Annotated in this window: 10 protein-coding genes; 4 read left to right on the top strand and 6 right to left on the bottom strand. The window is 61.7% G+C overall.

Annotated features, from left to right (window positions below; all coding sequences use genetic code 11):
- The first annotated feature begins 4 nt into the window (after nt 1-4).
- Nucleotides 5-718 (top strand): DUF3108 domain-containing protein, encoded by a 714-nt coding sequence (locus K1X80_RS08505; protein WP_057444555.1) that lies wholly within the window; start codon nt 5-7, stop codon nt 716-718.
- Nucleotides 719-1,087: 369 nt separating this feature from the next.
- Nucleotides 1,088-1,276, top strand: a complete 189-nt coding sequence (locus K1X80_RS08500) for a hypothetical protein (protein ID WP_057438755.1) — start codon at nt 1,088-1,090, stop codon at nt 1,274-1,276.
- A gap of 94 nt (nt 1,277-1,370) precedes the next feature.
- On the opposite strand, the gene K1X80_RS08495 is transcribed toward K1X80_RS08500, so the two are convergent.
- The 6 genes from K1X80_RS08495 to K1X80_RS08470 form a co-directional block, all read right to left on the bottom strand.
- Nucleotides 1,371-1,916, bottom strand: a complete 546-nt coding sequence (locus tag K1X80_RS08495; protein WP_057958846.1) for a DUF2058 domain-containing protein — start codon at nt 1,914-1,916, stop codon at nt 1,371-1,373.
- A gap of 25 nt (nt 1,917-1,941) precedes the next feature.
- On the bottom strand, nt 1,942-2,775 hold the full coding sequence (gene mazG, locus K1X80_RS08490; RefSeq protein ID WP_186625260.1) for a nucleoside triphosphate pyrophosphohydrolase: 834 nt from the start codon (nt 2,773-2,775) through the stop codon (nt 1,942-1,944).
- Nucleotides 2,776-2,941: 166 nt separating this feature from the next.
- A complete protein-coding gene (gene relA / locus K1X80_RS08485; RefSeq protein WP_099168065.1) occupies nt 2,942-5,185 on the bottom strand; it encodes a GTP diphosphokinase in 2,244 nt (747 codons plus the stop codon).
- A 120-nt stretch (nt 5,186-5,305) separates the two neighbouring features.
- Nucleotides 5,306-6,658: a 23S rRNA (uracil(1939)-C(5))-methyltransferase RlmD gene (gene rlmD / locus K1X80_RS08480; protein ID WP_057438753.1), complete on the bottom strand. Its 1,353-nt coding sequence runs from the start codon at nt 6,656-6,658 to the stop codon at nt 5,306-5,308.
- Complete coding sequence (gene cysM, locus K1X80_RS08475; RefSeq protein ID WP_057438752.1) at nt 6,658-7,560, bottom strand: cysteine synthase CysM; 903 nt, start codon at nt 7,558-7,560, stop codon at nt 6,658-6,660. Before cysM ends, rlmD begins: the two co-directional genes overlap by 1 nt.
- 227 nt (nt 7,561-7,787) lie before the next feature.
- On the bottom strand, nt 7,788-18,596 hold the full coding sequence (locus tag K1X80_RS08470; protein WP_217883919.1) for a retention module-containing protein: 10,809 nt from the start codon (nt 18,594-18,596) through the stop codon (nt 7,788-7,790).
- A gap of 468 nt (nt 18,597-19,064) precedes the next feature.
- Here K1X80_RS08470 and K1X80_RS08465 point away from each other — a divergent pair, with 468 nt between their 5' ends.
- Nucleotides 19,065-20,423 (top strand): TolC family outer membrane protein, encoded by a 1,359-nt coding sequence (locus K1X80_RS08465; RefSeq protein ID WP_120732185.1) that lies wholly within the window; start codon nt 19,065-19,067, stop codon nt 20,421-20,423.
- Nucleotides 20,424-20,446: 23 nt separating this feature from the next.
- Nucleotides 20,447-22,606, top strand: coding sequence for a type I secretion system permease/ATPase (locus tag K1X80_RS08460; RefSeq protein ID WP_220172818.1), 2,160 nt, complete (start codon nt 20,447-20,449; stop codon nt 22,604-22,606).
- The last annotated feature ends 8 nt before the right edge of the window (nt 22,607-22,614 follow it).

Genomic DNA, 22,614 nt, shown 5'->3' with positions numbered 1-22,614 from the left:
TTTTATGCGTCGCGCCCTGCTCTTCGCTTTTGCTCTGTTTGCCCTGCCTGCCGTGCACGCGGCAGACCTTCAGCCTTTCTCCGCCAGCTATACCGCCGACTGGAAGCAGTTGCCCATGAGCGGCACTGCGGAACGCAGCCTGGAAAAAAACGCCGACGGTACCTGGAAGCTCAGCTTCAAGGCCTCGATGATGATCGCCAGCCTGACCGAAACCAGCACCTTGACCCTGGACAAGGATACTTTGCTGCCACAGTCCTACCACTTTGAACGGGGTGGGCTGGGTAAAGCCAAGAAAGCCGACCTGGACTTCGATTGGACCGCCAAGATGGTCACCGGCACCGATCGCGGTGATGCGGTGAAGATCCCGCTGAACCGTGGCATGGTCGACAAATCCACTTACCAGTTGGCCCTGCAGCATGACGTGGCCGCCGGCAAGAAAACCATGAGCTACCAGGTGGTGGATGACGGCGAGGTCGACACCTATGACTTCCGCGTGCTGGGTGCCGAGAAAGTCGAGACCAAGGCCGGCAAGATCGACGCCATCAAGGTTGAGCGCGTGCGCGACCCGACGCAAAGCAAGCGCATTACTGTGATGTGGTTTGCCAAGGATTGGGATTACCTGCTGGTTCGCCTGCAACAAGTCGAAACCGACGGCAAGGAATACAACATCATGCTGTTGGACGGCACGGTCAACGGCAAGGCTGTGAAAGGCAGCTGATCGTTGAGTGTTTAAAAGAGCCTCGCTAAATGCGGGGCTTTTTTTCGCCTGGCGTTTGGAGTGAGGCGACTGGCGTTATCGCAGGCAAGCCAGCTCCCACAGGTGGTGCATTCCAAGGTGGGAGCTGGCTCGCCTGGGATAGCGGTGGAAGGCCTGGCACCCGGACAAAGCCTGACTCGAACATGAAGCTTTTGTCATAAAACCCCAGGCCCTGCGACGCAATGTCGCGGTTTACGTGGCCTGGAGCATTGTTGCGTTTGCTGCAATGAATTGTTGCGTGCAAAGTCAGTTTACTTAGCAAGCTAACAAAATATATAACAAAGGCCTGCGACGCCTTGCCGCAGATCAACCAGAGACTGGAGCAAGCAGATGACAGTAAAAGTAACGGAACGCGACGATGCCCATATGTCCCACGAGGCCCTGGCCCACGGGATTCATATCTGGGATGTGCATCAACAAGACCTGCTGGTCGGTATGTTTCACAACGAGTGCGACGCCCATAACTATAAAAACGAGCTCGAAACCCTCGAAATGAGACGCCAGGCATCAAGCGCCTGAAGCGCTGAAATCCCCTAGCCACCCGGCCCACGCAGCCGCAGTGCCTATAAACACAAACCCCGCCTTTTGAGCGGGGTTTGTTGTTTTTAACGCCTTACCACATCAGGTCGTCAGGGATCTGATAGGCGGCGTACGGATCATCCTCATCCGGCACCTGGGTCTCGGTGAGGATGTTCATCTGGACGATACGCTCAGGTGCGCGCTCCTGGATTTTCAGCGCGGCCTCCCGTGGAATCACTTCGTAACCGCCACCGTGATGGACAATCGCCAACGAGCCATTGCTCAGCTTGTTGCGCATCAAGGTGTTGACCGACAGGCGCTTGACCTTCTTGTCGTCCACGAAGTTGTAGTAGTCCTCGGTGGTCAACTTGGGCAGGCGCGAGGTCTCGATCAATTGCTTGACCTGCGCGGCACGGGCCTTGGCCTCGACCTTTTCCTGCTGCTGGCGGTTGAGCTCCTGGTCGCGCTTGACCTTCTCGGCCTGCGCTTCCAGGGCCAGGCGCTGCTGGGTGTCATCGGCCTGGGCCTGGCCTTTGTGAACCAGGCGCTGCTGCTTCTGCTTGTCTTTGCCGACCTGCTTGGCCTGCTTCTGATTGACCAGGCCTGCTTTGAGCAACTGGTCGCGAAGGGAAATGCTCATGGTGCTTACTCACTTAGGCAACTGCTCAACCGCAGTTGGACACATTCTTTTCCTGGCGTTTGGCTTCGCCCCAGAGGGCGTCCAACTCTTCGAGGGTGCAATCTTCCATGGGACGGTGGGTGTCGCGCAATGCCTGTTCGATAAATCGGAATCGCCTTTCGAATTTGGCATTGGCACCGCGCAGGGCGGTTTCCGGGTCCACCTTGAGGTGCCGGGCCAGGTTGACCGCTGCAAACAGCAGGTCACCGACTTCATCGGCAATCGCTGCCGGGTCATTGTCGGCCATGGCTTCGAGCACTTCATCGAGCTCTTCACGCACGTTATCCACCACCGGCAGCGCCGCTGGCCAGTCGAAGCCGACCTGGCTCGCGCGCTTTTGCAATTTGGCGGCGCGGGACAGGGACGGCAAGGCGTTGGGTACATCATCAAGCAGGGACAGTTGCTGTGGAGCGTCGGATTTTTCGGCGCGCTCCTCGGCCTTGATTTGCTCCCAGCGCGCCTTGACCTGCTCTTCGCTTAACTGAGGGATATCCAGCGGCGCATACAGGTCGCCGGTGGGGAACACATGGGGATGCCGGCGAATCAGCTTGCGGGTGATGCTGTCGACCACGCCGGCGAACTCGAAGCGCCCTTCTTCCCGGGCCAGTTGGCTGTAATAGACCACCTGGAACAACAGGTCGCCCAGCTCGCCTTGCAGATGATCAAAATCCCCACGCTCGATGGCGTCGGCGACTTCGTAGGCTTCTTCCAGGGTGTGAGGCACGATACTGGCGTAGGTTTGCCTGATGTCCCACGGGCAACCGTATTGCGGGTCGCGCAGACGGTTCATCAGGTGTAGCAGGTCTTCAAGTGAATACATCGTTCTCTATCCGATCAGGTGGGAAAACCACCGAGCAAATGTGGGCGCCGGGCTTGCCCGCGATGCAGGCACCTCGGTATCGGGTAGACCGAGGCGCCTGTATCGCAGGCAAGCCAGCTCCCACACAAGCCCGCTCCCACATTTTAAACCGCACTCATCCAGTGATTCATGGCGTGCGGTTACGCCGGGTCTCGATGATGTTCGGCAGTTGGGAGATACGCCCCAGCAGCCGCCCCAACGCGTCCAGACCCGGAATCTCGATGGTCAGGGACATCAACGCGGTGTTGTCCTCCTTGTTCGAGCGGGTGTTGACCGCCAGTACGTTGATCCGCTCGTTGAGCAGCACTTGCGAGACGTCACGCAGCAACCCCGAACGGTCGTAGGCGCGGATGATGATGTCCACCGGGTAGGTGAGCACCGGCACCGGGCCCCAGCTGACCTGGATGATCCGCTCCGGCTCGCGCCCGCCCAGTTGCAACACCGAGGCACAATCCTGGCGGTGAATGCTCACCCCACGGCCCTGGGTGATGTAGCCGACGATCGCGTCGCCCGGCAACGGCTGGCAGCAGCCGGCCATTTGGGTCATCAGGTTGCCCACGCCCTGGATCTGGATATCGCCGCGCTTGCCCGGCTTGTAGCCGGTGGCCTTGCGGGGAATCAGCTCCAGTTGTTCGCTGCCGCGCTCCGGCTCCACCAACTGCTGGGCCAGGTTGACCAGTTGCGCCAGGCGCAGGTCGCCGGCGCCGAGGGCGGCGAACATGTCTTCGGCAATCTTCATGTTGGCTTTTTCGGCCAACTTGTCGAAATCCACCTGGGGCAGGCCCAGGCGCCCCAGCTCGCGCTCGAGCAGGGTCTTGCCGGCGGCGACGTTCTGGTCCCGCGCCTGCAGCTTGAACCAGTGGACAATCTTCGCCCGCGCCCGCGACGTGGTGATGTAGCCCAGGTTCGGGTTCAGCCAGTCGCGGCTCGGGGTGCCGTGCTTGCTGGTGATGATCTCGACCTGTTCACCAGTCTGCAGGCTGTAGTTGAGCGGCACGATACGCCCGTTGATCTTGGCGCCACGGCAGTTGTGGCCGATCTCGGTGTGCACCCGGTAGGCGAAGTCCAGCGGTGTCGCGCCCTTGGGCAGGTCGATGGCGTGGCCGTCGGGGGTGAAGATATAGACCCGGTCTGGCTCGATATCCACCCGCAACTGTTCGGCCAGGCCGCCGATATCGCCGAGTTCTTCGTGCCACTCCAGCACTTGGCGTAGCCAGGAGATTTTCTCTTCGTACTGGTTGGAGCCCGCCTTGACGTCGGTACCCTTGTAGCGCCAGTGCGCGCAAACCCCCAGCTCGGCTTCTTCGTGCATGGCGTGGGTGCGGATCTGCACTTCCAACACCTTGCCCTCGGGGCCGATCACCGCCGTGTGCAGCGAGCGGTAGCCGTTTTCCTTGGGGTTGGCGATGTAGTCGTCGAATTCCTTGGGAATATGCCGCCACAGGGTGTGGACGATGCCCAGCGCGGTGTAGCAATCGCGCATCTCCGGCACCAGCACGCGTACGGCGCGCACGTCGTAGATCTGGCTGAAGGCCAGGCCCTTGCGCTGCATTTTGCGCCAGATCGAATAGATGTGTTTGGCGCGCCCGCTGATATCGGCTTCGACGCCGGTCGCCTGCAACTCCGAGCGCAACTGGCCCATCACATCGCTGATAAAGCGCTCACGGTCCAGCCGCCGCTCATGCAGCAGGGTGGCGATCTGTTTGTATTGATCGGGTTCGAGGTAGCGGAAGGACAGGTCCTCCAGCTCCCACTTGATATGGCCGATCCCCAGGCGGTGGGCCAGGGGCGCGTAGATATCGAAGACCTCGCGGGCGACACGGTTGCGCTTTTCGTCATCGGCGGTTTTCACCGCACGGATCGCGCAGGTACGTTCGGCCAGCTTGATCAGCGCCACGCGTACGTCGTCGACCATCGCCACCAGCATCTTGCGCAGGTTTTCCACCTGGCCCTGGGTGCCCAGCACCATCGACTGGCGCGGGCTGAGGCTGGCGCTGATCGCAGCCATGCGCAGCACGCCGTCGATCAGCTTGGCCACCACCGCGCCGAAACGCTGGCTGACCAAGGGCAACGCAATATGCCCCTCGCGTACGCCGCGATAGAGCACCGCAGCGATCAGCGAGTCCTGATCCAGCTTGAGGTCGGCGAGGATCTCGGCGATTTCAAGCCCGGTACGGAAACTGGAGGTTCCTTCGGCCCACAGATTCTTGGCCGCATTGTCTTGCTGTTCGGCCTCGCGAGCGAACTCGCAGGCGGTTTTCAAGGCTTCACGGTCCAGTGCCGGATCGACACTGACGGCATGATCCAGCCATGCCTCGAGATTGATACTGCCGTCGGTGTTGATCGGCTGGTGTGCTCTCACCTGTACCATCTTGCTTACCTTCCCTACGACGCGCCTGTAGCGCGTCAAAATCGCTGACCCTTGTAACGCGAACTCCCTGGCAGGTCACAGGCCCAGGAGAACGCAGGCCAGTCGGACTAAGCGAGCATCCTAGCTCGCTTCAAATAACGCCATCGCCTCGACATGCGCGGTTTGCGGAAACATATCGAGGATCCCGGCACGTTTTAGCCGGTAGCCTTGCTTGACCAACTCGACAGTGTCCCGCGCCAGCGTGGCTGGATTGCAGGACACATACACCAGGCGATCAGCCCCCAGAGTGGCGAGCTTGCGCACAACCTCCAGGGCACCATCGCGGGGTGGGTCCAAGAGTACCGCACAAAAGCCTGCTTTGGCCCATTGCGCGTCACTCAAAGGCTGGGACAAATCGGCCTGAAAAAACTGCACATTATGCAAATTATTGCTGCCTGCGTTGAGGGCCGCGCGGTCCACCATGGCCTGCACGCCCTCTACCGCCACCACTTCACGCACCTGGCGGGCCAGGGGCAAGGCAAAGTTGCCCAGGCCACAAAACAGGTCCAGTACCCGTTCGTCGGAGCGCGGTGCCAGCCAGTCCAGCGCCTGGGCCACCATCGCTTCATTGACCCCGGCGTTGACCTGGACAAAATCCCCCGGCCGGTACGCCAGCTCCAGGTCCCACTGTTCCAGACGATAGCCCAGGGCCTGCCCGGCCGCGAACGGCTGCGGCTCGCCCTCTCCATGCAGCCACAACTGGGCATCATGGAACGCGCAAAATTCCTGCAGCACCAGCAGGTCAGCGTCGGACAGCGGCGCCATATGCCGCAGCAACACGGCAATCGACGAGCCGCTGAACAACTCGACATGCCCCAGGGCCTGAGGTTTGCTCAGGCGCCGCAACATATTGGGCAGACGCTGCATGATCGGTTGCAAGGCCTGTACCAGCACCGGGCAATCGTCGATGGCCACGATGTCCTGGCTGGCCACGGCGCGAAAACCCACGTCCAGGCGCTTGGCCTTGGCGTCCCAGCGCACCGCGACACGGGCGCGGCGGCGATAGCCGAACTCGGGCCCGCTCAACGGCGCGGCCCACTCCTGGGGCTCGACCCCGGCGACACGGGACAATTGCTCGGCGAGCATGCGCTGTTTCAGGGCAAGCTGTTCGCCATGGGGCAAATGTTGCAGGCTGCAACCGCCGCAACGACCGGCATGGACGCACGGCGCCGGGCGCCGCAGTTCACTGGCCTTGAACACCCGCTCGGTGCGGGCCTCGACCACTTTGCCATGGGCGCCCAGCACCCGCGCCTCGACTTCCTCGCCGGCCAGGGCACCCACCACAAACCAGGTGCGGCCTTCGAAAAACACGATCCCCCGGCCATCATTGGCCAGGCGCTCAATGGTCAGGCGCTGCTTTTTGCCGACCGGTACTTGGGGCGCCCGGCTGCCACCCGTGGGCTGGAAGCGCAGGCCTCGCTCTTGCTTGGCCATCAGTTGGGCGCGTCGAAAATGCCGGTCGACAGGTAGCGGTCGCCTCGGTCACAGATGATCGCGACGATCACCGCGTTTTCCAGTTCTGCAGACAAACGCAACATCCCCGCCACCGCACCGCCGGAGGACACGCCGCAGAAGATGCCTTCTTCACGGGCCAGGCGACGGGTGGTGTCTTCGGCTTCACGCTGGGCCATGTCGATGATGCGATCGACGCGGGCAGCGTTGTAGATCTTGGGCAGGTACTCTTCGGGCCAACGGCGGATCCCCGGGATCGCCGCGCCTTCCATCGGTTGCAGGCCAACGATCTGGATCGCCGGGTTCTGCTCCTTGAGGTAGCGCGAGTTACCCATGATGGTGCCGGTGGTGCCCATGGAGCTGACGAAATGGGTGATGGTGCCCTGGGTCTGGCGCCAGATCTCCGGGCCGGTGCTGGTGTAGTGCGCCTCGGGGTTGTCACCGTTGGCGAACTGGTCCAACACCTGGCCACGGCCTTCGGCGGCCATGCGCTCGGCGAGATCACGCGCGCCTTCCATGCCCTCTTCCTGGGTCACCAGGACCAGCTCGGCGCCATAGGCGGTCATCGCGGCCTTGCGCTCGGCGCTGCCGTTGTCGGGCATGATCAGGATCATTTTGTAGCCCTTGATCGCTGCGGCCATGGCCAGGGCAATCCCGGTATTACCGGAGGTGGCTTCGATCAGGGTGTCGCCGGGCTTGATCTGCCCGCGCTGCTCGGCACGGGCGATCATCGACAGCGCCGGACGGTCCTTGACCGAGCCCGCCGGGTTATTCCCCTCGAGCTTGAGCAGCAAGGTATTGCTGGTGTTACCCGCCATGCGCTGCAAGCGGACCAAAGGTGTGTTGCCGACGCAATCGGCGATGGTTGGGTATTGCAGGGTCATGGCGTATTCGCAATCCAGACTGCGGGGGCGCCTATCATACCGGCAAACGCTGGCGGGCCATATCACGCAAAGTATGGTGCTTATAACTCAATGAGCTAAAGCCACAGGCCAGTACCTGTCTGTGGCGAGAGACGTGGCGAGGGAGCTTGCTCCCGTCGGGGCGCGAAGCGGCCCTGAATGGGACTGCTACGCAGTCCAACGGGAGCAAGCTCCCTCGCCACAGGGGATTACACGGTATCCACCTTCAACGAATGGTCATTCAACATCCCATTGATGATCGTCGCCGTATCCGCCCCGCCCGCAATCAACCCGCCCGCGCCCGGCGTGACGCCGTATTGGGTCGCCAGGTTGACCCCGGCCAGGTCGATGGTCTGGTTCGGCGTGGCACCTGCAACGGCGCTGATGTCGATGGTGGTCGTACCGCCCACCACCTTGAAGTGCAGGTAGTCATCCAGGGACGCCGTCGTCGCATTCTCGCCTTGCAGCAATTGCGACAGGTCGAGCTTGTCGGTGCCCACCGCAAAGTCGGTGATGACATCGTGCCCGCTACCGCCGGTCAGGTACTGGAAGGTATCGGCGCCAGGGCCACCGGTCAGGGTGTTGTTACCCAGGCCGCCGATCAGGATGTCATCGCCCCCCTCGCCCTTGAGGGTGTCATTGCCCAGCCCGCCGGAGATCAGGTTGTTGTTGCCGTTGCCCGTGAGGAAGTCATTGAAGTTGGAGCCCACCAGGTTCTCCAGGGCCATCAATGTATCGGTTCCGGCGCCGCCAGTGATTTGCCCCGTCGCCAGGCCAAGGTTGACGATCACGCCTGCCGTGGCATGGGCATAGCTGACGGTGTCGAGGCCCGCCCCGCCATCGAGCAGGTCATTGCCGATGCCGCTGAACAGCAGGTCATTGCCATTGCCGCCGTGCATCTGGTTGTTGCCGGTGCCGGCGGTGAGCACGTCGTTGCCATCGCCGCCATTGAGGATGTTGTTGCCGGGCCCGGCCATGATGATGTCATCACCGTTGGTACCGGTGAGGGTCGTACCGGCCTGGTAGCTGATGTCTACCGCGGCGCTGTCGCTGCCGCCGTGGTTATCGCTGACCGAGTAGTTGCCGTGGTACTGCGGTGTGTAGTCCTGGGCGCCGGCGTAGTTGATCTTCATGTCCAACTGGTAGCTTTCTGTGCCATTGGGGTTGCCGCCTGTTGGATTGGAGGTGTTGGTAATGTGAATCTGATAGCTACCGTCCGCTAACGCAGTCAGCGTCGTGCCATCCGCAAGAGGGAGCTCGCTGCCACCGTTGATCGAATAGGCCATGATGATGTTACCGACCGGCCGGTTGTGATCCAGGCTGAGGGTCTCACCCGCCTTGAGCGTGACCGTTAAGCGATCGTCGGCCGTAGCGCCACCGACATTGCCGAGACTGCCAGTGATCAAAAGTGCTGCAGTGAGGTTCGCCGCATCACCGGCAAACGAGGTACGTACATCCCCCACAGTTGTACCGGTGAGCGTTCTGGTCCCCGTCCCGGTAAAGGCCGCGCCTTTGGCCACCCAGCCGGTTGGAAAACTGGTGGGGATAGCCGTCAGGTTGTCATGGTTGGCATCGCTGTCATTGGCCAGCAGCAACTCGGCAGGCACCACAATATTGCTCGACAGGATATTGGTGATCACATGGTCATCACCCGCCACCGGCGCCACGTTCGGGTTGACCTTGACTACCAGGCTGGACGTCGCGAGATCGCCGTCGTTGTCGCTGACGGTCACGCCAAAGGTTTCGGTGACCAGCGAGTCGGTCAGCTTCGGCGGCGTGTAGCGGAACTCGCCGTTGTCCATGTCCACCACCAGCGTGCCGCCCTGGTTGGTGGTGATGGTGACACTGTTGCTGACGGTGTCGAACGTACCTTGGCCGCCTGGCAGGTTGGCACTCATCGAGCCCCCCGCCGCCGGGTTGTAGGTGTAGGTGATGCCATCCACCGTGAGGGCTTTGACGAAGCCACCGTCAGCACCGAACGAGCCGTCCGTCAGCAGGCTGCCGGTGACCGGCGCGCCCTGTACCGTGCCGGCCAGCACCGCATCCAGGCCCGCCAGGTTGGCCACCACCACCGCGTTGGTGTTGGTGTGGGTGCTGCCGTCGTAGGCCACCGGGTCCAGGTAAATACTGTTGACCCCCGCCCCCAGGCCTATGGCATAGGCCTTGATGCCGTTGGCATCGAGGAAGGCCCGCCATACGCCCTCTTCAGTGGCGTCGATCCCGTCGCCGTATTCCGGGTTGACCACGTTGCCGGGGTTGTTCGGATTATTGGTGTTGGACGTGGTGGGGTTACCGTCCGAGAAGAAATACGCCACGTTCTGCGCGCCTTCCAGCTTGCCAGCGGTGCCATAGGCGGTCTGCGCGGTGCCGAGGGCCGAGTCGTAGTTGGTGCCGTTGAACGCCGTGAGGTTGTTGACCAGGGTCTTGGCCGTGGCGACGCTGACCCATTGGCTGCTCAATTGCTGGGAGCTGTCGTTGAAGGTCACGATCTGCACCTTCACATCACCCATCTCGTCGTAGCGGTTAAGCAACTCGGTGATGGACGCCTTGGCCAGGTCAAGCCGCGTGCCGCCGGCCCCCGAGGCGTCGTTCATGCTGCCGGAAATATCAATGATCAGCAGCAGGTTGGAGTCCACCTCCGTCGCCGTGACTTCACGCGCGCTGGACACCACTTTGGGCACATCATCGACAATGCTCACCACGATGCTGCTGGTGGTGGTGTTGCCCAATTGGTCGGTGGCCTTATAAGTGAAAGTCTCGGTCAATACATTCGGCCCGTCGTTGCTGTTGGGCAAGGTCTTGGGTGCCGAGGTCAGGGTGTAGGTGTAGGTGCCGTTGGGGTTGAGCAGGATCTGCCCATAAGTGCCGGTAGCGCTGCCGACCAGGCTGAAACTCAGCGGACCACTGCCGCCGGTTACCGAGTCTGCGAGGTTGCCGCTGGCGGTTTCCGTGGTGGCCGTCGGGTCGCTGCCGACCACGGTGCCAGGCGCCAGGTCCTGGCCGTCGAGGTTCAGGTCCAGGGCTTTCTCGTAGACCGTGACATCGCCGTCAACCACCGCCTTGAGGCCGCTGTCGGTCACTGTAATCGTCAGGGTGGTGGTGCTTAGGTCACCGTCGGCATCCCGCACGGTATAGACGAAGGTGTCCACCGCCCCCGGAGGGCTCACCGCGTTGGGGTTGCTGTGGTACACGGCGTTGCCGTTGGCATCCAGAGTCAGGTAACCATAGGTGCCGTTGATGTTAGCGCCCAGGCCGCCAGAGGCCGGGGTGCCGATGTTGCTGCCCGCCCGCACCCCGACTACCGCGCCAGCCAATGTGGGGCTATCGGCGCCGCCGACATCATTGCCCAACACATTGGCGCTGACCACACCGCCTTCTATCACCGAACGCACGTCGGGGTTGGCAGTGGGCAGGTCATCAATGATGTTGATGTCGATCGTACCCGTCGCAGTATTGGTGTCGTTATCGCTGGCCGTGACCGTGATCTGCTCCGACAGACTGTTATCGCCGCTGGCATTGGGGTGCGCTTCATTGTCGAGCAAGGTGTAGCGGTAGCTGACCACCCCGGTGCTGGCGTTGTAGCCAGTGATGGTCAGGGTGTTGCCGAAGCCGGTAGGTTCCGATTGTGGGAAGGTCGCGGCGACGCCGTTGGTGACGACGCTGATGCCGCCCACAGTCAGGTTTTTCAGGCCGTCCAAGGCGGTCACCGTGAAGGTACCGGTCTGGGTCAACAACGGGATGTTCGGGCTGGAACCATCGACCAGGTTTTTCTCATAGACGGTCAACTCGCCGCCAGTGACGTCCAGGCCGGTGAGCACGACCGGGTCGTTGTTGTTATGCACCTGTAGCACCAGGTTGGCGGTGCTGGTGTCGCCGTCGAGATCATTAAGCTGATAGGTGAAGGTTTCGGTGCCGTTGCCGCCGCCATTCAGGGCGATAAATTGCGGGTCAGTTTTGTCCAGGGTGTAGGTGTAGCTGCCATCCGCGAACAGCTGCAATGTGCCGTAGGTACCGACGATAGTGTTGGGCGTAACCGGGCCGGTGGCGATGCGGTCGGCGCCTTGTACGTCGTTGCCCAGCACGCTACCGCTCAGGGTCAGCAGGCTCTCGGAGGCGATACCTGCGGGATTGTCGTCGACGGCTTTTGGCACGTCGTCGACCACATTGACGTCCAGTGAACCGTTGGCACTGCTGTTGTTGCTGTCGGTGGCGGTCACCGTGAACGACTCGCTAATGCTATTGGTACCCGCGCCGGTTGGGTGGCTATCGGTGCCGTTGAGGGTGTAGCTGTAGCTGATCACCCCGGTGCTGGCGTTGTAGCCGGTGATGGTCAGGGTGTTGCCGAAGCCGGTGGGTTCTGATTGTGGGAAGGTCGCGGCGACGCCGTTAGTGACGACGCTAATCCCCCCTACTGTCAGGTTTTTCAGGCCGTCCAAGGCCGTCACCGTGAAGGTGCCGGATTGAGTCAGCGCAGGCCCATCGTTAGCGCTGCCCAACGGCAGGTTTTTCTCGTAGACGGTGACTTCGCCACCATTGACGTTCAGGCCGGTCAACACCACTGGGTCGTCGTTGTTATTCACCTGCAACACCAGGTTGGCAGTGCTGGTGTCGCCGTCGAGATCGTTAAGCTGATAGGTGAAGGTTTCGGTGCCGTTGCCGCCGCCATTCAGGGCGATAAATTGTGGGTCAGTTTTGTCCAGGGTGTAGACATAGCTGCCATCGGCGAACAACTGCAATGTGCCGTAGGTACCCACGATGGTAGTTGGCGTAACCGGGCCGGTGGCGATGCGGTCGGCGCCTTGTACGTCGTTGCCCAGCACGCTACCGCTCAGGGTCAGCAGGCTCTCGGAGGCGATGCCTGCGGGGTTGTCGTCGACGGCTTTTGGCACATCGTCGACCACATTGACGTCCAGTAAACCATTGTCGCTGCTGTTGTTGGTGTCAGTGGCAACCACCGTGAACGACTCGCTAATGCTATTGGCACCCGCGCCGGTTGGGTGGCTATCGGTGCCGTTGAGGGTGTAGCTGTAACTGATCACGCCGGTGCTGGCGTTGTAACCGGTGATGGTCAGGGTGTTGCCGAAGCCGGTGGGTTCCGATTGTGGGAAGGTCGCAGCGACGCCGTTGGTGACGACGCTGATGCCGCCCACAGTCAGGTTTTTCAGGCCGTCCAAGGCCGTCACCGTGAAAGTGCCGGATTGGGTCAGCGCAGGCCCATCGTTAGCGCTGCCCAACGGCAGGTTTTTCTCGTAGACGGTGACTTCGCCACCATTGACGTTCAGGCCAGTCAGCACCACTGGGTCGTCGTTGTTATGCACCTGCAAGACCAGGTTGGCGGTGCTGGTGTCGCCGTCGAGATCGTTAAGCTGATAGGTGAAGGTTTCGGTGCCGTTGCCGCCGCCATTCAGGGCGATAAATTGCGGGTCAGTTTTGTCCAGGGTGTAGGTGTAGCTGCCATCCGCGAACAGCTGCAATGTGCCGTAGGTACCGACGATAGTGTTGGGCGTAACCGGGCCGGTGGCAATGCGGTCAGCACCTTGTACGTCATTACCCAAAACACTGCCGCTCAAGGTCAGCAGACTTTCCGAGGCCACTTGTGCATTGGCGTCATCAACTGCAGTAGGCACATCGTCGACCACATTAACGTCCAGCGAACCATTGTCGCTGCTGTTGTTGGTGTCAGTGGCGACCACCGCGAACGACTCACTGATGCTGTTAGTACCAGCGCCGGCTGGGTGGCTATCGGTGCCGTTGAGGGTGTAGCTGTAACTGATCACACCCGTGCTGGCGTTGTAACCGGTGATGGTCAGGGTGTTTCCGAAGCCAGTGGGTTCCGATTGTGGGAAGGTCGCGGCGACGCCGTTGGTGACGACGCTGATACCGCCCACAGTCAGGTCTTTCAGGCCGTCCAAGGCGGTCACCGTGAAGGTGCCGGATTGAGTCAGCGCAGGCCCATCGTTAGCGCTACCCAACGGCAGGTTTTTCTCGTAGACGGTGACTTCGCCACCATTGACGTTCAGGCCGGTCAACACCACTGGGTCGTCGTTGTTATGCACCTGCAACACCAGGTTGGCGGTGCTGGTATCACCGTCGAGATCGTTAAGCTGATAGGTGAAGGTTTCAGTGCCACTGCCGCCGCCATTCAGGGCCATGAACTGCGGGTCAGTCTTGTCGAGGGTGTAGACATAACTGCCATCGGCAAACAGTTGCAGGGTGCCGTAGGTACCCACGATGGTAGTTGGCGTAACAGGCCCGGTCGCTATGCGGTCAGCACCTTGTACGTCATTACCCAAAACACTGCCGCTCAAGGTCAGCAGACTTTCCGAGGCCACTTGTGTATTGGTGTCATCAACTGCAGTCGGCAAGTCGTCGACCACACTGACGTCCAGCGAACCATTGGCACTGCTGTTGTCGCTGTCGGTGGCGACCACCGTGAACGACTCACTGATGCTATTGGCGTCCGCGCCGGTTGGGTGGCTGTCAGTGCCGTTGAGGGTGTAGCTATAGCTGATCACCCCGGTGCTAGCGTTGTAGCCAGTGATGGTCAGGGTGTTGCCGAAGCCGGTGGGTTCCGATTGCGGAAAAGTAGCGGCAACGCCGTTGGTGACGACGCTGATGCCGCCCACAGTCAGGTTTTTTAAGCCGTCTAAGGCGGTCACCGTGAAGGTGCCGGATTGAGTCAGCGCAGGCCCATCGTTAGCGCTGCCCAACGGCAGGTTTTTCTCGTAGACCGTAACTTCCCCGCCATTCACCTCAAGCCCCGTCAACACCACCGGATCGTCGTTGTTATGCACCTGCAACACCAGGTTGGCGGTGCTGGTGTCGCCGTCGAGATCGTTAAGCTGATAGGTGAAGGTTTCAGTGCCGCTGCCGCCGCCATTCAGGGCCACGAACTGCGGGTCAGTCTTGTCCAGGGTGTACGTGTAGCTGCCATCCGCGAACAGCTGCAATGTGCCGTAGGTACCCACGATGGTAGTTGGCGTAACCGGCCCGGTCGCTATGCGGTCAGCACCTTGTACATCATTGCCTAGCACGCTGCCGCTCAGGATGAGCTGGCTCTCGGAGGCGATACCTGCGGGATTGTCGTCAACGGCTTTTGGCACGTCGTCGACCACATTGACGTCCAGTAAACCATTGTCGCTGCTGTTGTTGGTGTCAGTGGCGACCACCGCGAACGACTCACTGATGCTATTGGCGTCCGCGCCGGTTGGGTGGCTGTCAGTGCCGTTGAGGGTGTAGCTATAGCTGATCACCCCGGTGCTAGCGTTGTAGCCAGTGATGGTCAGGGTGTTGCCGAAGCCGGTAGGTTCTGATTGCGGAAAAGTAGCGGCAACGCCGTTGGTGACGACGCTAATCCCGCCCACAGTCAGGTTTTTCAGGCCGTCCAAGGCGGTCACCGTGAAGGTGCCGGATTGAGTCAAGGCCGGCCCATCGTCAGCGCTACCCAACGGCAGGTTTTTCTCGTAGACGGTGACTTCGCCACCATTGACGTTCAGGCCGGTCAACACCACTGGGTCGTCGTTGTTATGCACCTGCAACACCAGGTTGGCGGTGCTGGTATCACCGTCGAGATCGTTAAGCTGATAGGTGAAGGTTTCAGTGCCACTGCCGCCGCCATTCAGGGCCATGAACTGCGGGTCAGTCTTGTCGAGGGTGTAGGTGTAGCTGCCATCCGCGAACAGCTGCAGAGTGCCGTAGGTACCCACGATGGTAGTTGGCGTAACCGGCCCGGTCGCTATGCGGTCAGCACCTTGTACGTCATTACCCAAAACACTGCCGCTCAAAGTCAGCAGACTTTCCGAGGCCACTTGTACATTGGCGTCATCAACTGCAGTAGGCACATCGTCGACCACATTGACGTCCAGCGAACCATTGTCGCTGCTGTTGTTGGTGTCAGTGGCAACCACCGCGAACGACTCACTGATGCTGTTAGTACCAGCGCCGGCTGGGTGGCTATCGGTGCCGTTGAGGGTGTAGCTGTAACTGATCACACCCGTGCTGGCGTTGTAACCGGTGATGGTCAGGGTGTTTCCGAAGCCAGTGGGTTCCGATTGTGGGAAGGTCGCGGCGACGCCGTTGGTGACGACGCTGATACCGCCCACAGTCAGGTCTTTCAGGCCGTCCAAGGCGGTCACCGTGAAGGTGCCGGATTGAGTCAGCGCAGGCCCATCGTTAGCGCTACCCAACGGCAGGTTTTTCTCGTAGACGGTGACTTCGCCACCATTGACGTTCAGGCCGGTCAACACCACTGGGTCGTCGTTGTTATGCACCTGCAACACCAGGTTGGCGGTGCTGGTATCACCGTCGAGATCGTTAAGCTGATAGGTGAAGGTTTCAGTGCCGTTGCCGCCGCCATTCAGGGCCATGAACTGCGGGTCAGTCTTGTCGAGGGTGTAGGTGTAGCTGCCATCCGCGAACAGCTGCAGAGTGCCGTAGGTACCCACGATGGTAGTTGGCGTAACCGGCCCGGTCGCTATGCGGTCAGCACCTTGTACGTCATTACCCAAAACACTGCCGCTCAAAGTCAGCAGACTTTCCGAGGCCACTTGTACATTGGCGTCATCAACTGCAGTAGGCACATCGTCGACCACATTGACGTCCAGCGAACCATTGGCACTGCTGTTGTTACTGTCGGTGGCAACCACCGCGAACGACTCACTGATGCTGTTAGTACCAGCGCCGGTTGGGTGGCTATCGGTGCCGTTGAGGGTGTAGCTGTAACTGATCACACCCGTGCTGGCGTTGTAGCCAGTGATGGTCAGGGTGTTGCCGAAGCCGGTAGGTTCCGATTGTGGAAAAGTAGCGGCAACGCCGTTGGTGACGACGCTAATCCCGCCCACAGTCAGGTTTTTCAGGCCGTCCAATGCCGTCACCGTGAAGGTGCCGGATTGAGTCAGTGCAGGCCCATCAACAGCACTGCCCAACGACAGGTTTTTCTCATAGACCGTAACCTCCCCGCCATTCACCTCAAGCCCCGTCAACACCACCGGGTCGTCGTTGTTATGCACCTGCAACACCAGGTTGGCGGTGCTGGTGTCGCCATCGGCATCCGTCAGGGTATAGGTAAAGCTTTCAGTGCCGCTGCCACCGCCATTCAATGCCAGAAAATCGCTATCGGCGGTATTCAGCGTGTACACATACGTGCCATTCGCCGCCAACTCCAACGTGCCGTAAAGCCCCGTGAAGGAGCCCGGCGTAATCGGCCCGGACGCGACCCGATCGGCGCCTTGCGCGTCATTGGTCAACACCGTGCCGCTCAGGGTCAGCAGGCTTTCGGAGGCCACTTGCGCATTGCCGTCATCGGCAGCGGTCGGTACATCGTCCACCACACTCACGTGCAGAGTGCCGGTGGCGGTGCTGTTGTTGGTGTCGTTGGCGATAACGCTGAAGCTCTCGGTCAGGTCATTCAACCCGCCCGCCGACGGATGCGCCTCGGTGCCCGTCAGGGTATAGCTGTAGCTGATCACCCCGGTGGCCGGGTCAAACCCGGTGATGGTCAGGGTATTGCCCAGGCCGGTGGCGATGGATTGCGGGAAGCCGGCGGCGACACCGCCGGACACCACGCTGATACCGCCCACCGACAGGTTCTGCAAGCCGTCCACGGCCGATACGGTCAGGCTGCCGGCGCGGGTCAGCGCGCCAGCGTCAGGGCTGCTGCCGTCCACCAGGTTTTTTTCATAGAGGGTCAGGTCGGCGCCATTTACGCTGATGCCGCCAATCACCACCGGGTCATCATTGTTGTGCACTTGCAGCACCAGGTTGGCGGTGCTGCTGTCGCCGTCGGCGTCGGTCAGGGTGTAGGTGAAGGTTTCGCTGCCATTGCCGCCGCCCTGCAGCGCGACAAAATCAGGGTCGGCGGTGTTCAGCGTGTAGGTGTAGCTGCCGTCAGCCGCCAGCACCAGAGTGCCGTATTGACCGCTGAACGTGCCGCCGGTGATCGGGCCGCTGGCGACGCGGTCGGCACCCTGGGTGTCGTTATCCAGGACGTTGCCGCTGAGGGTCAGCAGGCTTTCCGAAGCGCGGCCCTCATGGCTGTCATCCAGCGCCTTGGGCACGTCGTCGATGAGGGTGATATCCAGCGAGCCGGTGGCGCTGTCGTTATCGCTATCGGTGGCGACCACCGCGAATTGTTCACCCAGGCTGTTGCTGCCGTTGCCCGACGGATGGGCCTCATTGCCGGTCAAGGTGTAGCTGTAGCTGATCACCCCGGTGGCTGCGTTGTAGCCGGTGATGCTCAGGGTGTTGCCCAGCCCGGTGGTGATAGTTTGCGGGAAGCTGCTGGCCACCCCGCCGCTGACCACGCTGATGCCGCCCACGGTCAGGCTTTGCAGGCCATCGGGCGCCGAGACGTTGAAGGTGCCGGTCTGCACCAGCGCCGCCGGATTGCTGGCCGAACCTTGTGCAAGATTGGCCTCGTTGAGCGTCAACTCGCCGCCCTCGACCTCCAGCCCACCCAGGCTCACCGGGTTGTCGGGAGGCACTACCACGGGCTGGTCGTTGCCGGTATCGGGCTGGCCGGCGACCTGGAACAACGGAAACTCAGGGATCCCGCCAAACCCTGCCGTGGGAAAGCCGATGACCGGCTCCACCCGCCCGGCAACTTCGGTCAACAACACAAAGGAGTGCCCACCGCCCAGCTCACCTGCCGCCGTGCTGCCGGTTTGGCCGGCGGCCGTGGCTTCAGCGGTCTGGGTCGGGTCGTCACCGGCGGCGATGGCTTTTTGCAGTTGCTGCACGTCGGTCAACTGTGCCTGGCTCGGTGCAAGGTCTTCCGAGGCGTGAATCCGCGGCGCCTGGCCAGCCAGCAATTGCGGGGAAAGGCCCAGGCTGCTGTCGCGCCCCAGGGTCAGCTCCTGGCCGTTGGTCAGTTGCACCGCGACTGCACCGGCCGCACCGGTCTGCAGTTGCTCGCCGGCAAACAGTCGGTCGCCTTCGATCAGGCTTCGGCGACTGCCATCTCCTGCCACGGCAAAGACTTCCCCAACCACCTTGCTGACAACACCGATTAACTTGGCCATGCGCTTATCTCCCTGTCCGACCCCAGTAGTCGGCACCTCGGTTACGTGCACAAGTGCAGTGGATCGGGGGGGGCCGGAAGTGGCACAAAACTGATTCAAATCAGCCGCCAACCCGCGCTTCAACCCCGTTACAGAGAGCCTTTCAAAAAGAGAGAGAGTGACAAAAAACCGTCACCAAAAAACGCCCTTTTTTTCGCTACCCCATCACCTGCTCGCACTTGCGATTGAACTTTCCCCGAGCCGAAAAACACGCCACAGCGCACATAACTCAAGGCTTGTGCTTTGAACAATGTCTTGCTTCGCGCAGAACGCATAAGTTTTTTTGGACATAAACATTATGAGAAATCCTTCTTAGCTCCCCCCGCAAATGTTCTTAGCTGTGTTGTTACAAGCCTGAGACGGTTTGCCCCCTAAATTCGTCAAATAAATGGCGACAGACCAGTAACACTGACACCGGGAGATGTACCCATGCGCGCCTTTACCCCCCTCTGCAGCGCGATTCTGATCGCCATGGCCTGCACCAACACCCAAGCAATGTCGCTGACCCAAGCGATCCAAAGCACGCTGGACACTCACCCGGAACTGAATGCCAGCCGTAACAGCCGGCTTTCGGCCGATGAAGATGTGAAAGTCGCCAGAGGCGGCTTCTACCCCAGTCTCGACCTCAATGCCGCCTACGGCCGTGACTACAGCGACAACAGCACCACCCGCGCCCGTGGTGGCAATCACCACACCGAGACCGACAACTACACCCAGTCGGAACTGCGCCTGCGCCAGATGCTGTTCGACGGTTTCAACACCTCCAACGAAGTGCAGCGCACCGGGGCGGTGGTCAACTCCCGCGCCTATTACACCCGTGGCACCGCCGAGAGCCTGGCCCTGCGCACCGTCGAGGTGTACCTGGAAGTACTCAAGCGCCGCGACCTGCTGACATTGGCCAAGAACAACCTGCAGGCGCACCTGCGCGTCACCGACCAGATCGGCCTGCGCACCGAGCGCGGCATCGGCAGCACCGCCGACCGCGACCAGTCCACCGCCCGCCGGGCCCTGGCAGACAATAACTACCAGACCGCACTGGTCGACCTGCAAGACGCCGAATCGAACTTCTATAGCGTGGTCGGGCGCATGCCGGATGAACTGGAAAGCCCGGCCTCGATCAAGGGCGAGCTGCCCAGCGACCAACTCGGCGCCCGGCGCAGCATGCTGGAGAACAACCCCTATCTGAAGTCGGCCCAGTCCGATGTGATGGCCGCCGAGAGCCAGTACGAGGTGGCCAAGTCGCCGTTCTATCCACGCTTCGATGCCGAGGCGGCGGTGGGCGCCAATAACAATGTGCAGGGCGACCTGGGCCACGACAACGAATGGCGGGTGGGTGTGGTGATGAACTACAACCTGTTCCGTGGCGGCAGCGACAAGGCCCGCCTGGCGTCGGACTCGCACAAGATCAACCAGGCCATGGACATCCGCAACAACGCCCTGCGCATGCTCAACGAGAACCTCAACCTGGCCTGGCATGCCATGGACAACGCCCGCATCCAGACCCCCACCGCCCGCGAATATGCCGAAACCACCCAGCGCGTACGCGCGGCCTATCAGGACCAGTTCGGCCTGGGCCAACGCACCCTGCTGGACCTGCTGGACAGTGAAAACGAGCTGTACAACGCCAACCGGCGCTACACCGAAGTGCGCTACACCGAAGAGTTCTCCATGTACCGCGTGCTGGCCAATATGGGCGAGTTGCTGAACAAGGAGCGCGTGGTGGTGCCGGCCGAAGCCATTGCCCAGTCGGAAGTCAGAAGCGAAGCCCACCTGCCTGACCTGAAGTAGCCAACGACGTGGAGCAGATCGCCGTGAGCCAGATGGAACCGCTGAACCCGGGTGTCGACCCGCGCCAGAGCTTTGATGACCCGTTGCTCGACGGCCTGCTGATCCTCTGCAAGCTGCACGGCTGCAGCGTCAGCCGTAGCAGCCTGAGCGCCGGCCTGCCCTTGGCGCAACAACGCCTGAGCCTGAACTTGCTGCCACGGGCCGCGGCCCGGGCCAGCTTGCAGGCGCGGGTATTGCGCCGGGACTTGAAGGCCATCTCGGCGCTGAACCTGCCAGTGCTGTTGCTGCTCAACGAAGGCCGCTGCGCGGTGTTGCGGCGCTGGGGCGAGGATGGCCAGGCGCTGATCCTGCCCAGCGAAGCCGAAGGCGGCGAACAGTGGGTCAGCCGCGAAGAGCTCGACGCGGCCTACAGCGGCCAGGCCCTGTTTGCCCGGCCACGGCACGAAATCGAAGACCTGCGCGCGCCGCTGGTGCCAAGAGTCGAGGCGTGGTTTCGCGACACCTTGAAGCTGTCGCGCTGGCTGTACAGCGATGCAATTCTCGCCAGTTTGCTGATCAACCTGCTGGGCCTGATGGTGCCGCTGTTCGTGATGCAGACCTACGACCGCGTGGTGCCGAACCAGGCCACCTCGACCTTGTGGGTACTGGTGATCGGCCTGCTGATCGGCACGGCGTTCGAGCTGGTACTGCGGGTGGTGCGCGCCCATCTGCTGGACACCGCCGGCAAGAAGACCGATGTGATTTTGTCAGCGACCCTGTTCGAGCGCATCACCGGCATGTCGATGAAGGCGCGCCCCGCCACCATCGGCGGTTTTGCCCAGAGCATCCATGACTTCCAGGGCCTGCGCGAATTCCTCACCGCGGTGACCCTTACCAGCCTGATCGACCTGCCCTTCGCCGTGCTGATGCTGCTGGTGATCGGCCTGCTCGGCGGCTGGCTGGTGATCATCCCTTTGTGTGCGTTCCCGCTGACCATCGGCTTTGCAATGCTGATCCAGGTACGCCTGCGCGACACCGTGCAAAAAAGCCTGAGCCTGGGCGCCGAACGCCAGGCGCTGTTGATCGAAACCCTCAGCGGCCTGGAAACCCTCAAGGCCTGCAGCGCCGAAAGCGAGCGCCAGCACCAGTGGGAAAGCACCCACGGCGCCCTCACCCGCCTCGACAGCCATGCGCGCAACCTCTCGGCGCTGGCCACCAATGGCACGCTGTTCATCCAGCAGTTTTCCGGGATGGCGACCATTGTTGCCGGGGTCTACAGCATCATCGCCGGCAGCCTCAGTGTCGGCGCGCTGGTGGCCACCTACATGCTCGGCAGCCGGGTATTGGCGCCGCTGGGGCAGATCGCCGGGTTGATCACCCGCTACCAGCAGGCGCAATTGACCATGCGCAGCACCGACGCGCTGATGGCCCTGCCCCAGGAGCGCGACCCGCAGCAGCGCCCACTGGAGCGCACGCAACTGAGTGGCGCCCTGGAAGTCAGCCAGGTCACCTTCCGCTATGCCGGGCAGAACACCCCGGCCCTGAGCCAGGTCAGTTTCCAGCTCAAGGCCGGCGAGCGCGTGGGTATTATCGGCCGCAGCGGCTCGGGCAAAAGCACCCTGGGACGCCTGGTGATGGGCTTCTACGCGCCAGAAGAAGGCCAGTTGCTGCTCGATGGCCTCGACCTGCGCCAGCTGGATGTGGCCGACCTGCGCCAACAAGTGGGCTATGTGGCCCATGACCTGCCGCTGTTGGCCGGTAGCCTGCGCGATAACCTGACCCTGGGCGCGCGCTATATCAGCGATGCGCGGATGCTCGAAGTGGCCGAACTGACCGGCGTCAGCGAACTGGCCCGCCAGCACCCACAAGGCTTCGACCGGCCAGTGGGCGAGCGCGGGCAACTGCTGTCCGGCGGCCAGCGCCAGGCGGTGTTGCTGGCCCGCGCGTTGCTGCTCGACCCGCCGATCCTGCTGCTGGACGAACCCACCAGCGCCATGGACAACAGCAGCGAAGAAACCCTGCGCCAGCGCCTGGAGCTGTGGGTCAAGGGCAAGACATTGCTGTTGGTCACGCACCGCACCTCGATGCTCAGCCTGGTCGACCGCTTGATCGTGCTGGACAACGGCCGCATCGTTGCCGACGGCCCCAAAGAAAGTGTGATTGATGCACTGCGCAAGGGCCGTGTCGGCTCGGCCGCCGTCTAGGAGCCCCA

Source organism: Pseudomonas sp. So3.2b, from assembly GCF_019464415.1.
In the GTDB taxonomy this organism is placed as follows: domain Bacteria; phylum Pseudomonadota; class Gammaproteobacteria; order Pseudomonadales; family Pseudomonadaceae; genus Aquipseudomonas; species Aquipseudomonas shahriarae.
Note: the sequence above shows the minus strand (reverse complement) of the source record. Positions and strands in the feature narration are given on the sequence as shown.